This is a genomic window from Streptomyces sp. F001, from assembly GCF_004187715.1.
In the GTDB taxonomy this organism is placed as follows: domain Bacteria; phylum Actinomycetota; class Actinomycetes; order Streptomycetales; family Streptomycetaceae; genus Streptomyces; species Streptomyces flavusporus.
The window spans coordinates 870769-886937 of the sequence record NZ_QZWF01000002.1; the positions used below are offsets into that span (position 1 = coordinate 870769).

General features: G+C 72.2%; 9 protein-coding genes and 2 pseudogenes. 8 read left to right on the forward strand and 3 right to left on the reverse strand.

The window, feature by feature from the left end; genetic code table 11:
- Positions 1 to 15: 15 nt before the first annotated feature.
- From StrepF001_RS11560 to StrepF001_RS11570, 4 genes are read left to right on the forward strand one after another with little or no spacing between them, the layout of a single operon-like run.
- The gene (locus StrepF001_RS11560; protein WP_240797396.1) at positions 16 to 5145 is read left to right on the forward strand and encodes a non-ribosomal peptide synthetase; all 5130 of its coding nucleotides are present in this window, start codon (positions 16 to 18) and stop codon (positions 5143 to 5145) included.
- Positions 5142 to 6485, forward strand: coding sequence for an alpha/beta fold hydrolase (locus tag StrepF001_RS47540; RefSeq protein WP_240797397.1), 1344 nt, complete (start codon positions 5142 to 5144; stop codon positions 6483 to 6485). The genes StrepF001_RS11560 and StrepF001_RS47540 overlap by 4 nt, the downstream gene beginning before the upstream one ends.
- A 31-nt stretch (positions 6486 to 6516) precedes the next feature.
- Positions 6517 to 7695, forward strand: a complete 1179-nt coding sequence (locus StrepF001_RS11565; protein ID WP_129798175.1) for a cytochrome P450 — start codon at positions 6517 to 6519, stop codon at positions 7693 to 7695.
- 12 nt (positions 7696 to 7707) lie between these two features.
- A complete protein-coding gene (locus StrepF001_RS11570) occupies positions 7708 to 8925 on the forward strand; it encodes a cytochrome P450 (RefSeq protein ID WP_129798176.1) in 1218 nt (405 codons plus the stop codon).
- 57 nt (positions 8926 to 8982) lie between these two features.
- On the opposite strand, the pseudogene StrepF001_RS11575 reads toward StrepF001_RS11570, so the two are convergent.
- A pseudogene (locus StrepF001_RS11575) lies at positions 8983 to 9518 on the reverse strand (zinc ribbon domain-containing protein); the annotation flags it as partial.
- Between the two features lie 152 nt (positions 9519 to 9670).
- Between StrepF001_RS11575 and StrepF001_RS11580 the strand changes: the two are divergent.
- From StrepF001_RS11580 to StrepF001_RS11595, 4 genes are all read left to right on the forward strand, one after another.
- Positions 9671 to 11260 (forward strand): tryptophan halogenase family protein, encoded by a 1590-nt coding sequence (locus StrepF001_RS11580; protein ID WP_129798177.1) that lies wholly within the window; start codon positions 9671 to 9673, stop codon positions 11258 to 11260.
- Positions 11261 to 11269: 9 nt separating this feature from the next.
- A complete protein-coding gene (locus StrepF001_RS11585) occupies positions 11270 to 11848 on the forward strand; it encodes a flavin reductase family protein (RefSeq protein ID WP_129798178.1) in 579 nt (192 codons plus the stop codon).
- Positions 11849 to 11852: 4 nt separating this feature from the next.
- Positions 11853 to 13160, forward strand: coding sequence for a cation:proton antiporter (locus StrepF001_RS11590; protein ID WP_240797398.1), 1308 nt, complete (start codon positions 11853 to 11855; stop codon positions 13158 to 13160).
- A gap of 290 nt (positions 13161 to 13450) precedes the next feature.
- Positions 13451 to 14440, forward strand: coding sequence for a tyrosine-type recombinase/integrase (locus StrepF001_RS11595; RefSeq protein ID WP_240797399.1), 990 nt, complete (start codon positions 13451 to 13453; stop codon positions 14438 to 14440).
- Positions 14441 to 14679: 239 nt separating this feature from the next.
- Here the strand turns inward: StrepF001_RS11595 and StrepF001_RS11600 are convergent.
- Together StrepF001_RS11600 and StrepF001_RS47545 are read right to left on the reverse strand one after the other, a co-directional pair.
- Positions 14680 to 15176, reverse strand: a pseudogene (locus tag StrepF001_RS11600) (hypothetical protein); the annotation flags it as partial.
- Positions 15177 to 15524: 348 nt separating this feature from the next.
- On the reverse strand, positions 15525 to 16112 hold the full coding sequence (locus StrepF001_RS47545; RefSeq protein ID WP_240797400.1) for a hypothetical protein: 588 nt from the start codon (positions 16110 to 16112) through the stop codon (positions 15525 to 15527).
- Positions 16113 to 16169: the final 57 nt, after the last annotated feature.

Consider the following 16169-nt stretch of genomic DNA (forward strand, 5'->3'; position numbering starts at 1 on the left):
TGAGGAGAAGGAGCGATGACGCGATCCCTTGTCGAGGACGTGTGGCCGCTGTCGCCGTTGCAGGAGGGGCTGCTGTTCCACGCCGCTCTCGCCGACGAGGGCCCCGACGTCTACACCGTGCAGTCCGCGCTGGACATCGACGGTCCCCTCGATCCGGCCCGGCTGCGTGCCTCCTGGGAGGCGCTCGTGGCCCGGCACACGGCGCTGCGGGCCTGCTTCCGCCCGGTGAGCGGAGCTCAGCTGGTGCAGGTCGTGCTGCGGGAGGTGCCCCTGCCCTGGCGGGAGGCGGACGTCAGCGGGCTGTCCGAGGCAGCGGCGGAGGAGGAACTGCGCGAGCTGGCCGCGGGCGAGACGGCCGAACGCTTCGACCCGGCCGTGCCGCCCCTGATGCGGCTGCTGCTGGTGCGGCTCGGCGAGAGGCGGCACCGCCTGGTGATGACGTTCCACCACATCCTGCTGGACGGCTGGTCCATGCCGGTGCTCCTCGGTGAGCTGTCGGCGGTGTACGAGGCCGGCGGCGACGCCTCCGGGCTGAAGCGGGCCGCGTCCTACGGCGCGTACGTGGCGTGGCTGAACCGGCAGGACAAGGAGGCCGCCCGGGAGGCGTGGCGCACGGAGCTGGCCGGTGCCGACGAACCCACCCTGGTGGCAAAGGCGGACCCCACCCGCCTTCCGGTGCTGCCCGAGCGGGTCGTCGCCGAACTGCCCGAAGACCTCACGCGCTCCCTGGCCGGGCTGGCGCGGAGCCTCGGCGTCACCATGAACACGGTGGTCCAGGGCGCATGGGCGCTGGTGCTGGCGCGCCTGGCCGGACGCGCCGACGTGGTGTTCGGCAGCACGGCGGCCGGACGGCCCGCGGACCTGCCTGGCGCGGAGTCGATGGTGGGGCTCCTCATCAACACCCTGCCGGTGCGCGTCCGGCTCGACGGGGCGGACACCGTAGCCGACATGCTGACCCGGCTGCAGGAGCACCACGCCCGGCTGATCGGCCACCAGCACGTGGGTCTGCTGGAGATCCAGAAGATCGCGGGCCCCGCGGCGGTCTTCGACACCCTGGTCCTGTACGAGAGCTTCCCGCCCCCGCCGGAGGGCGCCGACGCACCCGGCACGCTCGCCATGCGCCCCTCGGGCATGGCACAGGACGCCTCGCACTACCCGCTCACCCTGGTCGTGACGCCCGGTACCCGCCTGCACTGCAAACTCGACCACCGGCCCGACCTGTTCGACGCCGACACCGCCCAGGCGGTCTTCGACCGGGTCGTACGGGTGCTGGAGCAGATGGCAGCCGACCCGCGGGCCCGGGTGGCCGACATCGACGTCCTGGCACCGCGCGAGCGGACCCGGCTCGTCGACGCGTTCAACGACACCGCCCGTCCCGTCCCGCCCGGCACCCTGGTGGACGCCGTCCAGGGCTGGGCCGCCGGCACCCCGGACACCGTCGCCGTGCGCTGCGGCTCCGAGCAGCTGTCGTACGCGACCCTCGACGAGCGCGCCGACCGGCTGGCCGGCTACCTCACCGGGCTCGGCGTGGGCCGGGAGACCCGGGTGGGGCTGTGTCTGCCGCGCGGCGTGGACATGGTCGTCGCCCTCCTCGCGGTGTGGAAGGCCCAGGGCGCGTTCGTGCCGCTGGACCCCCGCCACCCGGCCGACCGGCTCGGCTACATGATCGACGACAGCGAGGCGGCCGTCGTCCTGGGCACGGCGGAGTCCTTGGACGGTGTGCCGCTCGGCACGGCCCAGGCCGTCCTGCTGGACAAGGCCGAGCAGACTCTCGCGGTCCGGCGCGCCGGACCGCCGCCGGCCGACCCGGCGCCGGACCAACTCGCCTACGTCATCTACACCTCGGGGTCGACCGGCCGTCCCAAGGGCGTGGCCGTGGCGCACCGCGGCGTGGCGAACCTCGCCGAGACCATGCGGCCGGTCCTCGACGTCGCCGAGGGCGTCACCGCCCTGCAGTTCGCCTCCTTCAGCTTCGACGCGGCCGTCCTGGACGTCGCGGTCACCCTGGCGGCCGGAGGCACCCTCGCCGTCGCCACCGAGGACGAGCGCACCGACCTCCCCGCCCTCACCCGCATGATGCGTTCGGCCGGGGTGAGCACCGCCAGCGTCGTGCCCTCCCTGCTCACCGAACTCGACCCGGACGACGTGCCCGAGGTGCGCACCTGGGTCCTCGGCGCCGAACTCCTCACCGCCGGCCTGGCCGCCCGCTGGACCGGCAGGGCCCGGGTGTCCAACACCTACGGCCCCACCGAGACCACCGTCATCGCCACGGCCGCCCCTCTCGGCGACACGCTCTCGCCCGACGACCCGCCGCCGCCCGTCGGACGGCCCGTCGGCAACACCCGCGTCTACGTCCTGGACGCCTTCCTCAAGCCCGTCCCCGTCGGCGTCACCGGCGAGGTGTACGTGGCGGGCGCCGGCGTCGCCCGCGGCTACACCGGCCGGCCCGGCCTCACCGCCGAGCGGTTCGTCGCCTGCCCCTTCGCCGACGGCGCCCGCATGTACCGGTCGGGCGACCTCGCCCGCTGGACGCCCGACGGAGTGCTCCGGTTCGGCGGACGTGCCGACACCCAGGTCAAGATCCGCGGCTTCCGGATCGAACCCGGCGAGGTCGAAGCCGTCCTCACCGCGCACCCCGCGGTCCGCCAGGCCGCCGTCGTCGCACGCGAGGACCGGCCCGGCGACCGGCGCCTGACCGCCTACGTCGTCCCGGACCACCCGGAGGCGGACCTGTCGGACGTACGCGACCACGCGGCGCGCAGCCTGCCCGACTACATGGTGCCCACCGCGGTCACCCTCCTGGACGCCCTGCCGCTCACCCGCAACGGCAAGGTGGACCGGGCCGCGCTGCCTGCGCCCGACTTCTCCGACCGCGTCTCCGACCTGGCCCCGCAGGGCGAGACCGAGGAGAAGCTGTCCGTCCTGTTCGCCGAGATCCTCGGCCTCGAACGGGTCGGCGCCGACGACAACTTCTTCGACCTCGGCGGCGACTCCGGCCTGGCCATGCGGCTGGCGGCCCGGGTCCGCGAGGAGTTCGGCGTCGAACTGAGCATGCGGCGGCTGTTCGGCGAGTCCACCCCCAAGGGCGTGGCCCGCATGCTCACGGCGAAGGCACGCCCCGTGCTGCAGCCGGTCGACCACCCCGGCGAGGTCCCCGCCACCGCCGCACAACAGCGCGCCTGGGCGATGACCCGGCTGACCGGCGACAGCGCCGCCCACCAGGCCTGTGTCGCGCTGCGCCTGGGCGGCGACCTGGACCGGGACGCGCTGCGGGCCGCGCTCGGAGACGTCGCCCGGCGCCACGACATCCTGCGGACCACCTTCGCCGGCTCCGGCGGCGACCTGCGCCAGCACATCCTCGCCGCCGACGACACCGCCGCCCGCCCCGAGCCGGCCGTCACCCCCACGACCGAGGACGAGCTGCCCGGCCTCTTCGCCGTGCACGCCACGAGCGGGTTCGATCTGGCCCGCGAAGTGCCCTGGAAGCAGCACCTGTTCGCGCTCGGCGACACCGACCACGTCCTCCTGCTGGCCGTGCACCGGATCGCCGCCGACGACGCCTCCCTCGACATCCTCGTACGGGACCTGGCGGCCGCGTACGGCGCGCGGCGCGAGGGCCGGGCCCCCGAACGGGCCCCGCTGCCCCTGCAGTTCGCCGACTACGCGCTGTGGGAGCGGGAACTCCTCAGCGGCGAACAGGACGCCGACAGCCTGGCCGGCGACCAACTGGCCTACTGGAAGGACACCCTGGCCGAGGCCCCCGTCGAACTCGCCCTGCCCGCCGACCGGCCCCGACCGGTCCTGGCCTCCCACCAGGCGGACTCGGTACCGGTGCGGCTCGACCCCGACACCCACCGGCGGCTGATGGCCGCGGCCGGAACCGACGGCACGTCCGCCGCCATGGTGGTGCACGCCGCGCTCGCGCTGCTGCTGACCCGACTCGGCGCCGGCACCGACCTCCCGATCGGCACCCTGCTGCCCCGCCGGGACACCGAGGGCGACCTGGAAGGCGTCGTCGGCCCCTTCGCCGGACCGCTCGTCCTGCGCACCGACACCTCCGGCGACCCCACCTTCGAAGAACTCGTGGACCGGGTGCGAGAAACCGTCCAGGACGCCGGCGGATACCAGGACGTGCCCTTCGAACGCCTGGTGGACGTGCTCGCACCCCCCGCCTCCGCGGCCCGGCACCCCCTCTTCCAGGTCGGGCTCGACGTGCTCGACGACCGCACCGAGGAACGGGACGCGTCGGAGCTGCCAGGCCTGCACACCACCCGCCTGGACACCGGCGTGACGACCATGGAACTCGACCTCTCCTTCCACCTGACGGAGCGGCACCGGCCCGACGGCGAACCCGACGGCATCGACGGACTCCTGCGCTACGCGACCGAACTGTTCGACGCCTCGACCGTCACCGCGCTCACCCAGCGGCTCGTCAGGGTCCTGGAACAGGCGGCGGCCGACCCCGAGACGCCGCTCGGCCGGTTCGACGTGCTGCTCGGCGAGGACGAACTGCGTCAGGCACTTGAGACCGGCAACGACACCGAGGCCCAGCTGCCCGGCCGTACCGTCCTCGGCCTGCTCGCCGAACGGACGGCCCAGAGCCCCGACGCCGTCGCCGTCACCGACCAGGGCGCCACGCTCACCTACAGTGCGCTCGCCGCCGTTTCCGCCCGGCTGGCCCATCGCCTGGCCGGGCAGGGCGTCGGCCCCGAGGACACCGTCGCCGTGGCGCTGCCGCCCGGCACCGGTCTGGTCGTCGCCCTGCTCGGCGTCCTCAGGTCCGGCGCCGCCTGCCTCCTCACCGACCCGGAGCACCCGCTGCGGGACACGGAGTCCGCCCTGCGCGGCACCCGTCCCGCCGCCCTGGTCGGCACGACGGCCACCCCCGCCCTCCTCCCCGAGGACGACGCGGTCCCGCTGCTCACCCTCGACGCCGCCGCCCCCGTGGACGAGACGGCGCCGAAGCCCCCGCCGCTCACCCCGCCGCGCCCCCGGCAGGCCGCACTCGTCCTCGGCACCGACGGCCCCGTCGGCTCCGTGATCGAACACCGCACGCTCCTCAACCACACGGCGTACCGCATGCGCACCCTCCCGCGGACCGCCCGGCCGATGTCGACCCCCAGGCCCCCGCTGCCGCACTGGTGACCCAGCTCCTCGCGGCGCTGTGCGCGGGCGCCGGCGTACGATTCGGCGCACCCGCCCCGCACGGGCAGCCGCCCGCCGACGCGGCCCGGCCGCAGGTGATGCTGCTCAACGGTGGTGAGGGCGGGCCCGTGACCCGCTTCGACCTCCCGCCGGACGCCGCCCCGGCGGGCGGCGACGGCGCGCCGCCGACCCGGTTCGAGCTCCCCGCGAACGCCACCCCGGTCAGTGGCCACGCCACTGCGGAGACCGCCGGCGTCTGGCTCGACCTGCGCTTCGCACCCGGACAGCCGCCCTCCGCGCAGCCGGTGTGGAACACCCGCGCCTACGTGCTGGACGACTTCCTGCGCCCGGTACCCCAAGGCGCCGTCGGCGACCTGTACGTCGCCGGAGCGGCCCTGGCCCGGGGATACGCGGGCGCCCCCGACGCCACCGCCGAGCGCTTCGTCGCCTGCCCCTACGGACCCGACGGGGACCGGATGCTGCGCACCGACGAACGCGCCAAACGCACCTCCGCCGGCCTGCTCGTCGTACGGGACGAGGACCACCGCCGGAGCACCGGCACCGCCCGCCGCGTCGGCCGTGGCAGCGGCGACCTCGGCGTACTGCTGCCGCTGCGCGCGGAAGGCAGCCGGCCCCCGCTGTTCTGCGTCCACCCCGCCATGGGCCTCGCCTGGGGCTACCGCTCCCTGCTCCGGCACCTCCCCCCGGACCTGCCCGTCTACGGGATCCAGGCCCGCGGCCTGGCCGGACCCGAACCCATGCCGCGCAGCATCGACGAGATGGTCACCGACTATCTGCTGCAGATCCGCACCGTCCAGCCCACCGGCCCCTACCACCTCATCGGGTCCTCCTTCGGCGGCCTGCTCGCCCAGGCGATCGCCGCGCGCCTCAGCGACCAGGACGAGGAAGTCGCGCTGCTCGGTGTGCTCGACGCCTACCCGGGGGGCGTCGGCCGGTTCGTCACCACCGAGGAACGCCCGCCCGGCGACGGCCCCGACGAACGCGAACGTGCCATGCCGGCCGACATGGAGGCCGTCCGCATGGGCGTCGACGACCGCCTCCGGAAGAACATGGCGAAAGTCATCCGCAACGCGTCGGCCTTCGTCCCCGACCACACTCCGCCCAGCTACCCGGGCGACCTCCTGCTGTTCATTGCTACCGAGGATCGCCCGACGGAACTGCCGGTGCCGGTCGCGATCGACAGCTGGCGGCCCTGCATCGGCGGGGACATCGACGCGCACGAACTCGCCGTCGGGCACTACGACATGTTCCAGCCCGAGCCGGCGGCACACATCGGGCGGGTCATCACCGCCGCACTGGAGGCGTCGGCCGATGCCTGACCGGAGCGAACAGGGGGAGAGGAACCCGAGCATGGCGAAGCCGGCGGACGTTCCCGCACACGAGCGACGGGACGGCATCGATCCCGTGCCCGAACTCGGGCTGATGATCCGGCAGACCCCGCTCACCCGGATCGACGGCGTCGGCACCGCCGAGCGCACCTGGCTCGCCACGGGTCCCGACGAGGTACGCGCCGTACTCGGCGACGCGGAACGCTTCTCCACCCTGCCCCCCGCAGACACCGAAGCGGACTCCCGGCGCCTGGTCCAGGAGGGCAACCTGCTGCAGTACGACCCGCCCGAGCACACCCGGCTGCGCAAGATGCAGGCCCCGGAATTCACCGGGCGCCGGATGCGCCGGCTGGAACCCATGGTCGAGAAGATCGTGTCCGACCATCTGGACGCCCTGGAACGAGCGGGGCAACCAGCCGACCTGGTCCGGCACTACGCCCAGCCCGTCCCCACCCTGGTCGGCTGTCTGCTGCTCGGCATTCCGCGCGACGACCACGCCGAACTGGCCCGCAATCTCGACCTCAGCCGCAGCGAGAACCGGCCGCGCGAACAGCGGATGGCGGCCGGCAAGGCGTACATGGCGTATCTGACCAAGTTCGGGGCGAGCAAGCGCAGGCACGGCGGCGACGATCTGATCAGCGTGCTTCTGCACGAGCAGGGCATGGAGATGAGCGACGAGGAGCTGGCCGGAACTGTCGCCACCCTGCTGGCCCCCGCGATCCTGAACGTCACCGGGACCCTCGCGCTCGGCATCCTCGCCCTGCTCCGGCACCCCGAGCAGCTTGCCCTGTTGCGCGAGCGCGACGACATCGTCGACCGGGCGGTGGACGAAATGCTCCGCTACACCTCGGTCGTCTCGACGGCTTCGCCGCGCACCGCCCTGGTCGACGTCCCCCTCGCCGGACAGGTCGTCAAGGCCGGTGACGTGGTCCTCTGCTCGCTGCTCGCCGCCAACCGGGCCAAGTGCCCGCACGCCGAGGACGCCTTCGACATCACCCGGGAGAGCTCCAACCACTTGGCTTTCGGGCACGGCATCCACCACTGCCTCGGCGCGCCCCTGTCCCGGCTCACGCTGCGCGTCGCCGTCCCGGTACTGCTGCGCCGCCTGCCCGGCCTGCGGCTGGCCGTACCGGCACAGGAACTGCGCTACAAGTCCCCGTCCGGCATCTACGGCGTGGAAACACTGCCGGTGGCCTGGTAGGAGGCGACACCCATGGCGCACCACACGAACCACGACACCGCGGCCGTCCCCCTCCACATCCGCCGTACGCACTTCGACCCGGCGGACGACCTGCGCCGTCTGACCGCCGGGCAGCCCGTCACCCGCATCGACGGCGACCCGCAGGCCGACGGCCGCCCCGTCTGGCTGGTCACCGGCTACCACGAGGTGCGTCAGGTCCTCGGCGACCACACCCGCTTCTCCACCCGCCGCTGGTTCGGCACCCGCACCCCGGCCGGGGGCGACGACGAGTGGCGGCCGGACGAGGCGATCGGCCAGCTCATGGACTACGACCCGCCCGAACACACCCGGTTGCGCAAGATGCTCGTCGCGGAGTTCACCCATCGGCGCACCCGCCGACTGGAGCCGCGCATCGAGGCCGTCGTCGACGAACGCCTCGATGCCATGGAACGCATGGGACCGCCCGCCGACCTGGTGCAGCACTTCGCGGACCCCGTCCCCGGACCGGTGCTGTGCGAACTCATCGGCGTGCCTCGCGACGACCGCGCCGACTTCCTGCGCCGCTGCCACGCCCACCTCGCGACCCTGGGCCGCCAGGAGCGCGCGGCCGCCGGAACCGCCTTCACCCGCTACCTCACCGCGCTCGTCGCACGCACCCGCAAGGACCCCGACGGCGGCTTCCTCGGCATGCTCGTACGGGACTACGGCGACGAGTTCACCGACAAGGAACTGCGCGGCATTTGCGTGCTGCTCATGCTCGCCGGCCTCGACAACATCTCCGGCATGATCGGCCTCGGCGCCCTGGCGCTGCTCGAACACCCCGACCAGTTGGAGCGGTTGCGCGCCGACCCGGCGGCGACGGACCGCGCGATCGACGAACTCCTGCGCTACCTGTCCGTGCCGCACGCCCCCACCCCCCGGACCGCCCTGGAGGATGTCAGGGTCGGGAGCCGGCTCGTCCGGGCCGGGGAGACCGTCGTCTGCTCGATTCCCATGGCCAACCGGGACCCGGCGCTCACCGCCGAACCGGACCGCCTCGACCTCACACGCGAACCCGTGGCCCATGTCGCCTTCGGCCACGGCATCCACCACTGCCTGGGCGCGGCGCTCGCCCGGCTGGAGCTGCGGATCGCCTTCACGGCACTGCTCAACCGCTTCCCCCGGCTGCGCCTCGACATCCCCGCCGAGGACGTGCCCTTCCGGGTCCTGTCGACCGCGTACGGCGTACAGCGTCTGCCGGTGACCTGGTGACCGACCGCCTTTCCGATCGAGGACAGGGGTGGGACTTGACTTCCTCTCCGCGTAAAGGCGGGGGATTCCAGCGGTCGCCCGCCGGCTTCCTGCTTCACCGACGACTGCCCCGTCCGGGAGGACTCCCGTTGAGGTCTTACACCGTCTCCACAGGCAGACGCCGCCGGCCCGGCGGCCGGAATGTTGCGTGCCGCGTTCACGTCGCGGTCATGCACGGTGCCGCAGTCACAGGTCCACTTGCGAACGTCGAGCGGCAGTTTCTCGCGGACCGTCCCGCAGTTCCCGCACAGCTTCGAATCGGGGAACCAGCGGTCCAGCACGACGAGTTCGCGCCGGTACCAGGCGCACGTGTGCTCCAGCAGGGAGCGAAGTTCCGGCCACGACGCATCCCGCAGGGGATGCGACCAGCGGATGTCCAACGGCTTTGCCGGTTCCTCGGTCTTCTTCCCCTCCGTCAGCGCGGCGGACGACTCCACACAGGAGATCCGGCGCTGCTCGAAGTACCAAGCGGGGGCGCGCTCCTCCATCGCCTTGTCGCAGACGGGACGGACGCAGCCGAACGTGCGCGACAGCTCAGCTGCCTGCTCGTCCGTTCTGTCGGATTCCTTGTGAGTGAAACCTGTCGGGTGATCATCGGCAAAGGCCGCGTCGCCCTGGCGGCGATTCGTCTTCCCGTGCCGCACTCCGCGGGAGCTTCGTTTCCTCCCCCGGCTGAAGCCGGGGGCATCCACGAAGGAGAGCCTCGATGACGCACACCGCTTTGCCCGGGCACGGTGGCACCTCCGCCGTGCGCGACGTCGTGATCGTGGGCGGCGGCACGGCCGGCTGGATGACCGCCGCCTACCTGGCCGCCGCCTTCGGCGACCGGGTCGCCGTCACGCTTGTGGAGTCCGCCGACGTCGGCACCATCGGCGTCGGCGAGGCCACCTTCAGCGACATCCGGCACTTCTTCGAGTTCCTCGGCCTCGCCGAGCGGGACTGGATGCCGGCCTGCAACGCCACGTACAAGCTCGCGGTCCGCTTCGAGAACTGGCGTGAGCCGGGCCACCACTTCTACCACCCCTTCGAACAGCTGCGGTCGGTCAAGGGCTTCCCGCTCACCGACTGGTGGCTGCGCCACCCCACGACCGACCGGTTCGACGTGGACTGCTTCGTCATGGCCTCGCTGTGCGACGCCGGACGCAGCCCGCGCCACCTCGACGGCGCCCTGCTGAAACAGGACTTCGTCGAGGCCGACGAGCTGCCGTCCACCATCGCCGAGTACCAGGGTGCCCAGTTCCCGTACGCTTACCACTTCGAGGCGCACCTGCTCGCCAAGTACCTGACGCAGTACGCCACTTCGCGGGGAGTGCGGCACATCGTCGACACCGTGGAGGACGTCGGGCTGGACGAACGCGGCTGGGTGTCGCACGTGCAGACCGCCGAGCACGGACGCCTCGAGGGCGGCCTCTTCGTCGACTGCACCGGGTTCCGGGCGCTGCTGCTGGGCAAGGCACTCGGCGAGCCGTTCGTGTCGTACCGGGACACCCTGCCCAACGACAGCGCGGTGGCCCTGCAGGTGCCCATGGACATGGACAAGGACCCGATCCGGCCGTGCACCACCGCCACCGCCCAGGACGCCGGATGGATCTGGACGATCCCGCTGATTCGCCGGATCGGCACCGGCTACGTCTACGCCCGCGACTACCTCGAACCCGAGGAGGCCGAGCGCACCCTGCGCGAGTTCGTCGGTCCCGCCGCGGCCGACGTGCCCGCGAACCACATCAGGATGCGTATCGGACGCAGCAACCGCGCGTGGGTCAACAACTGCGTGGCGGTGGGCCTGTCCAGCGGGTTCGTCGAGCCCCTGGAGTCGACCGGCATCTTCTTCATCCACTACGCGATCGAGCAGCTGGTCAAGTACTACCCGGCGGCCGACTGGGATGCCTCGCTGCGCGACCGGTACAACAGCTCGATGGCGAACGTCATGGACGGGGTGCGGGAGTTCCTCGTCCTGCACTACCGGGGTGCGAAGCGCGCCGACAACCAGTACTGGCGCGACACCAAGACCCGTACCGTGCCCGACGCGCTGGCCGAGCGGCTGGAGCTGTGGCGCAGCAAGGTGCCCGACGCCGACACCGTCCATCCCCGCTACCACGGCCTGCCGCCCTACTCGTACAACTGCATCCTGCTCGGCACCGGCGGCATCGAGCCCAGGCCGTCGCCCGCGCTCGACCTCGTCGACGAGAAGGACGCCCTCGCCGAGTTCCAGGCGATCCGCGACAAGGCCCGGATCCTGGTGGGGAGCCTGCCCACGCAGAACGAGTACTTCAAGAAGATGCGAGAGGGGCTCTGAGCGGGGGAGATGAACGAGCGGGAGAGGTACCTGCCGCCGGGGCGCGGCGGACCGTCGCCGGCGGGCGGCGATTTCCGCGACATGATGGCGGCATTCCCGACCGGGGTGTCGGTGGTGACGGCCCGGTCCGGCACCGCCCGTCCCTGGGGCATGACGTGCTCCTCGCTGTGCAGCGTCAGCGTCGACCCGCCGACGCTGCTGGCCTGCCTGCGGATGGGCAGCCCGACCCTGCACGCGGTGCTCGCCGGCGGGGCGTTCGCGGTGAACCTGTTGCACGGCGAGGCCGAGTGGGTCGCCGCGCTGTTCGCCTCGGGCGCGCCCGACCGGTTCGACCGGGTGGCGTGGCGGCCGTCGGGCCTCACCCGCAGCCCGGCACTGGTCGAGGCCGCGCATGCCGTCGCCGACTGCACCGTCGAGCGCACGCACGCCGCCGGCGACCACATGATCGTGGTCGGCGCGGTGCGCGCCGTGACGCACCTGCACCACGACAGCGCTCTGCTGTACGGCTTCCGCCGGTACGGCGAACTGCCGCGGCCGGTGCCGGCCGCGGCGGGCGACCCTGGCATCGGCGTTGACCGGGAGGAGTGAGGGCGTGTCCGGTCCCGCCCTGCCGTGGGCCGCCCCCGTCCCGCCGATGGCGGCGGACTCCCTGCTGGTGTTCCTGCTGCAGGTCGGTGTGCTGCTGCTGACGGCGATCCTGCTGGGCAGGCTCGCGGCCCGCCTGGGGTTGCCCGCCATCGTGGGCGAGCTCACCGCGGGCGTGCTGCTCGGCCCCTCCCTGTTCGGCTGGCTGGCACCGTCGGCCGCGCACTGGCTGCTGCCGTCCGACCCCGCCCAGATGCATCTGCTGGACGCGGTCGGACAGGTGGCGGTGCTGCTACTGGTCGGCCTGACCGGCATCGAGATGGACCTGGCCATGATCCGCCGCAGAGGCGCCACGGCCGTCCGGGTCAGCCTGGCCGGACTGCTGGTGCCGCTCGCCCTCGGCATCGGGCTCGGTCACCCGCTGGCCCGTCTGCTGGACATCGGCTCCGCCGACCGGCAGATGTTCGCGATCTTCCTGGGCGTGGCGATGTGCGTCAGCGCGATCCCCGTCATCGCCAAGACGCTGATGGACATGGACCTCGTCCACCGTGACGTCGGGCAGCTGACGCTGGCCGCGGGCATGGTGGACGACGCGTTCGGCTGGCTCATGCTCTCCGTCGTCTCGGCGATGACGCTGGGCGGCCTGACCGCGGGCGACCTGCTGCACGCGGTCGGCTCCCTGCTGCTCGTCGTGTGCCTGGCGGCGCTGCTGAGAGGGCCGGTGGTGCGCCGGGCGCTGCGGCTGTGCCGCGGCTCGGACGAGCGCACGGTGGCCGTGGCCGCCGCGATGATGCTGCTCGCGGCCGCCGGGACGCAGGCCCTCGGCCTGGAGGCGGTGCTCGGCGCCTACCTGTGCGGCATGCTCATCGGCTCCAGCGGGGAGTTCGACCAGGTGCGCACGGCCTCCCTGCGCATGGTCGTGCTCGCCGTGCTGGCCCCGGTGTTCTTCGCGACGGCCGGCCTCAGGATCGATCTGCGGGCCCTGCGGGAACCAGCCGTGCTCCTGGCCGCTTCGGCCGTGCTCGCGGTCGCGATCGTGGGGAAGTTCGCCGGCGCCTACCTGGGCGCCCGGCTGAGCCGGCTCAGCCGCTGGGAGGCCCTGGCGCTCGGCGCCGGCATGAACGCGCGCGGGGTCATCGAGGTGATCGTGGCGATGGTCGGCCTGAGACTGGGCATCCTCGACACACGGACGTACACGATCATCGTCCTGGTCGCGGTGGTCACCTCCGTCATGGCACCGCCGCTGCTGCGTATGGCCATGCAACGGGTCGACGCCACCGAGGAGGAGACACTCCGGCTTAACCGAACGCTGTAACCCGTGTGTGTGACGTGTGCGTGACCTCCAGCATGGATCTCTCAGGCTCCTTAACCTCACAACTCTCGACGTACGGGACGTCGCAAGTCGGCTTTGGGGAGTGCTGTGGCCAGGCAACCGCTCATCGGGGAGCTACGGGTACAGGAGGTGGTGTTCCGTCCGGACGCATCACCTACACGATCTTGTATCCGGTCGGGGCTGTGCACGGAATGGCGGATGGGTTTCTTCGGACCTGCGCCGGAGGGACGGATCGGACGTATGCCTACTTGCTAGGAGATCATCTTCGGTGGTTGGAGTTCGAGGGCCTCTCTCCGGAATCGGTGAGCATGCAGCACCTCGAGCGCTACATGGCCGCCGTCGGGGCGGAGTACGCCGGGCCGTACGGAAGGCCTTGGCGGGAAGGCAAGAAGCCCTACAGCCAGAGCTCACTGGACAGCGCCGCCGCATGCTTGAAGGGCTTCTACCGGTTCCAGGGGACGCAGGGAATCCATCAGGAGTTGGCGGCCATGTCCGATCGCAGCCGCCTGCCGACCAAGGCTGACCGGCGGCGGATGTTCCTCGGGCATGTCGCCCAGGAAGTCCCGGCAAATCCGCTGCGGCCAACGAGGCGGGTCCGACGCCGCCATCCGAAGATGCTCGCCGACGGGGCCCGCGAGACGCTGATCGGAGGCCTGCAGTGGGCCAGGAACCGGATGATCATGACCTGGCTGGGCGATGGCGGGTTCCGGGTCGGGGAGCTTTGCGGACTGCACCTGGTTGATCTGCACCTGCGAGAGGGTGCCGACTGCGGCGAGTGCACGTCGCCGCACGTTCACATCTGCCATCGCGAGTTCAACCCGAACCGAAGCCGCGCCAAGATCAAGGAACCGTGGGCGGTCGAGGGCGGAGTCGTCACCGGCGGGCAGATCCGCCGGGCGAGTCCGGCAATGATCCACACCTACTTCGAGTACCTGACGATGGAGTATCCGGCGTCCGCGACGCACGGGATGCTGCTCGTCCAGCTCAAGGGTCATCGGCGAGGCGAGCCGCTGTCGCCCGCAGGTGTTCGGCAGATGATGGGACGAGCTGGTCGGCGCCTGGGGTTGGGCCGCACGAACCCCCACGGGCTGCGCCACGAGTTCGCGACCGCGGTTCTGGATGCAACGAACGGCAACATGGTGATCGCTCGGGACGCGGGCGGGTGGGCCTCGGCCAAGACCGTCGAGGAGACCTACGGCCACACCGATCTCCACAGCCCGGTCTTCATGGCAGCCCTGGACCAGGTCTGGGGCGAATCATGATCGAGCTGAAGCTCCTTGAGAACGAAGACGCCAGCCGGGCCAAGCGCGACCGGCTGGAGCTGCTCAGCGCACTGATCGGGAGCCCCGCCTTCGACGACCTCTACCGAGACGACCTGATCCAGATCCCACCGCAGCACCCTGTCTACGCCTGGCAGTGCGATGTCCAGGACTGCCAGCGCACGCGACGCGCGGGCACGGAGTTGTGCTGGGAACACCACAAGGAGTGGATGTCCAGCGGTCAGGAGGTCCCATTCGTCGTGGGCGACGCCCAGCATGCGGCGGACGCGGTGGCGGCCAACAACAGGGCGCGCGTGGAGTACGGGGGCTCCGGCACGTCCGTGAGGAGCAGCCGCGCGCCCTCCGTGAACGTCTCCTGCGCCGCCTCCAGCTCGTCGTGGGATTCCAGGGCCTCGGCGATGATCATCCAGGGGGCCGGGTCCCGGGGCGAGGTTGTGCGGATGCCCTCGATGATCGCCCGGGCCTCGGCCTCGTGGCCGTACTCCCACAGGTTCGAGGCCTTCAGGGCTCGGACCAGGGAAGGGTTCTCCAGGGCGCCGGCGGACAGCAGGCGGTCGTAGAGCGCGGACGCGGCGGGGCGGTCGCCGGCCAGTTCCAGGTGGGCCGCGGCCCTCAGGAGCAGGGCTTCGGCGTCCTCGGGGTACAGGCCGGCGGTTCGCTCCAGGCGGGCCGCTTCGGCGTGGTGGTCGACGGTCTCGGCGGGCGTGTCGGGGCGCATGGGGGACACCGTACTGCCGACGGGTGTCGGAGGAGAGGCATGGGCAGGCCACCCACATCCCGCCCGGGTCAGCCTGCCCTGGTCAGCCTGTGGATGTGCGGTGCCGAGGGCGGCGCTCACGTATGGCCCCGGGCACTTTGAATCAGGTCGGCAGTGACCTCGACTGGAGGGGCAGGACCCTGCTCCTGCTGCAGCCCGACCGATCACGCTCTGTACGCGCGACCACGCCTCGCATTCGCGAACTCACGATCAGCTTGTGGAATGCCCCGACTTCTCACTGATCAGCTCGGGGACCACTCCTGGTGCCCAGGAGTGGGACTTTCGAAAACTCACCGTAGACGGAAAAGGTCAGTTGGACGCCTCGGGTGCCGGCGCGGGCAGGGACGCGGAGCAGGTCGCCCGGCCGAACTCACCGCTGGCCGTGGCGCTTTGCACGTGCTGCCCGCGCACGGCGACCGCGCAGCGGGCCTGGCCGCCCTGCTCGCCCAGGGTGATGCTGATGACGGGGTTCTGTCCGAGCGGCACCTCGACCGTCTTCTTCCAGGGCAGTCGGGCGCCGGAGACGGTCTCCGCCGTACCCTGCTCGCTCGCACCCTGGTAGCTGAGGTCGGCGGTCCCCTCGCCGGTCACCTCGTACGTCACCGGCGCGGTGGGGACCTCGGGCTCGGCCTTGTCCTCGTCGCCGGTGCCGCGCACCACACCGAACAGCACGAAGCCGAGGCAGAGCACGAGGACGCCGACGGCCGCGATCAGCACGGGGCGGTCGGAGTGGGCCTTGCGGCCACCGCCCCCGGTTACGGTCGGGGGAGTCTCGCGGTCTGCGTCGCTCCCGGCCTCGGCGCCGGCCGCCTCGGTCGACTCCGGGGCGTCCGCGCCCGACTGCGGGTGCTCGCCGGTGGACGTGGTGGGCTCCGCCTCGCGCGTCTCGCTGCTCATCTGAACTCCCCTCGGCCGCAGGCCCGGACGGGCCCCGCCCGATCCAAGAGGCGTGGG

Coding starts and splice junctions, on each gene's coding strand:
- StrepF001_RS11560 (WP_240797396.1), top strand. CDS start 16: ATGACGCGATCCCTTGTCGAGGACGTGTGGCCGCTGTCGCCGTTGCAG.
- StrepF001_RS11565 (WP_129798175.1), top strand. CDS start 6,517: ATGGCGAAGCCGGCGGACGTTCCCGCACACGAGCGACGGGACGGCATC.
- StrepF001_RS11570 (WP_129798176.1), top strand. CDS start 7,708: ATGGCGCACCACACGAACCACGACACCGCGGCCGTCCCCCTCCACATC.
- StrepF001_RS11580 (WP_129798177.1), top strand. CDS start 9,671: ATGACGCACACCGCTTTGCCCGGGCACGGTGGCACCTCCGCCGTGCGC.
- StrepF001_RS11585 (WP_129798178.1), top strand. CDS start 11,270: ATGAACGAGCGGGAGAGGTACCTGCCGCCGGGGCGCGGCGGACCGTCG.
- StrepF001_RS47545 (WP_240797400.1), bottom strand. CDS start 16,112: ATGAGCAGCGAGACGCGCGAGGCGGAGCCCACCACGTCCACCGGCGAG.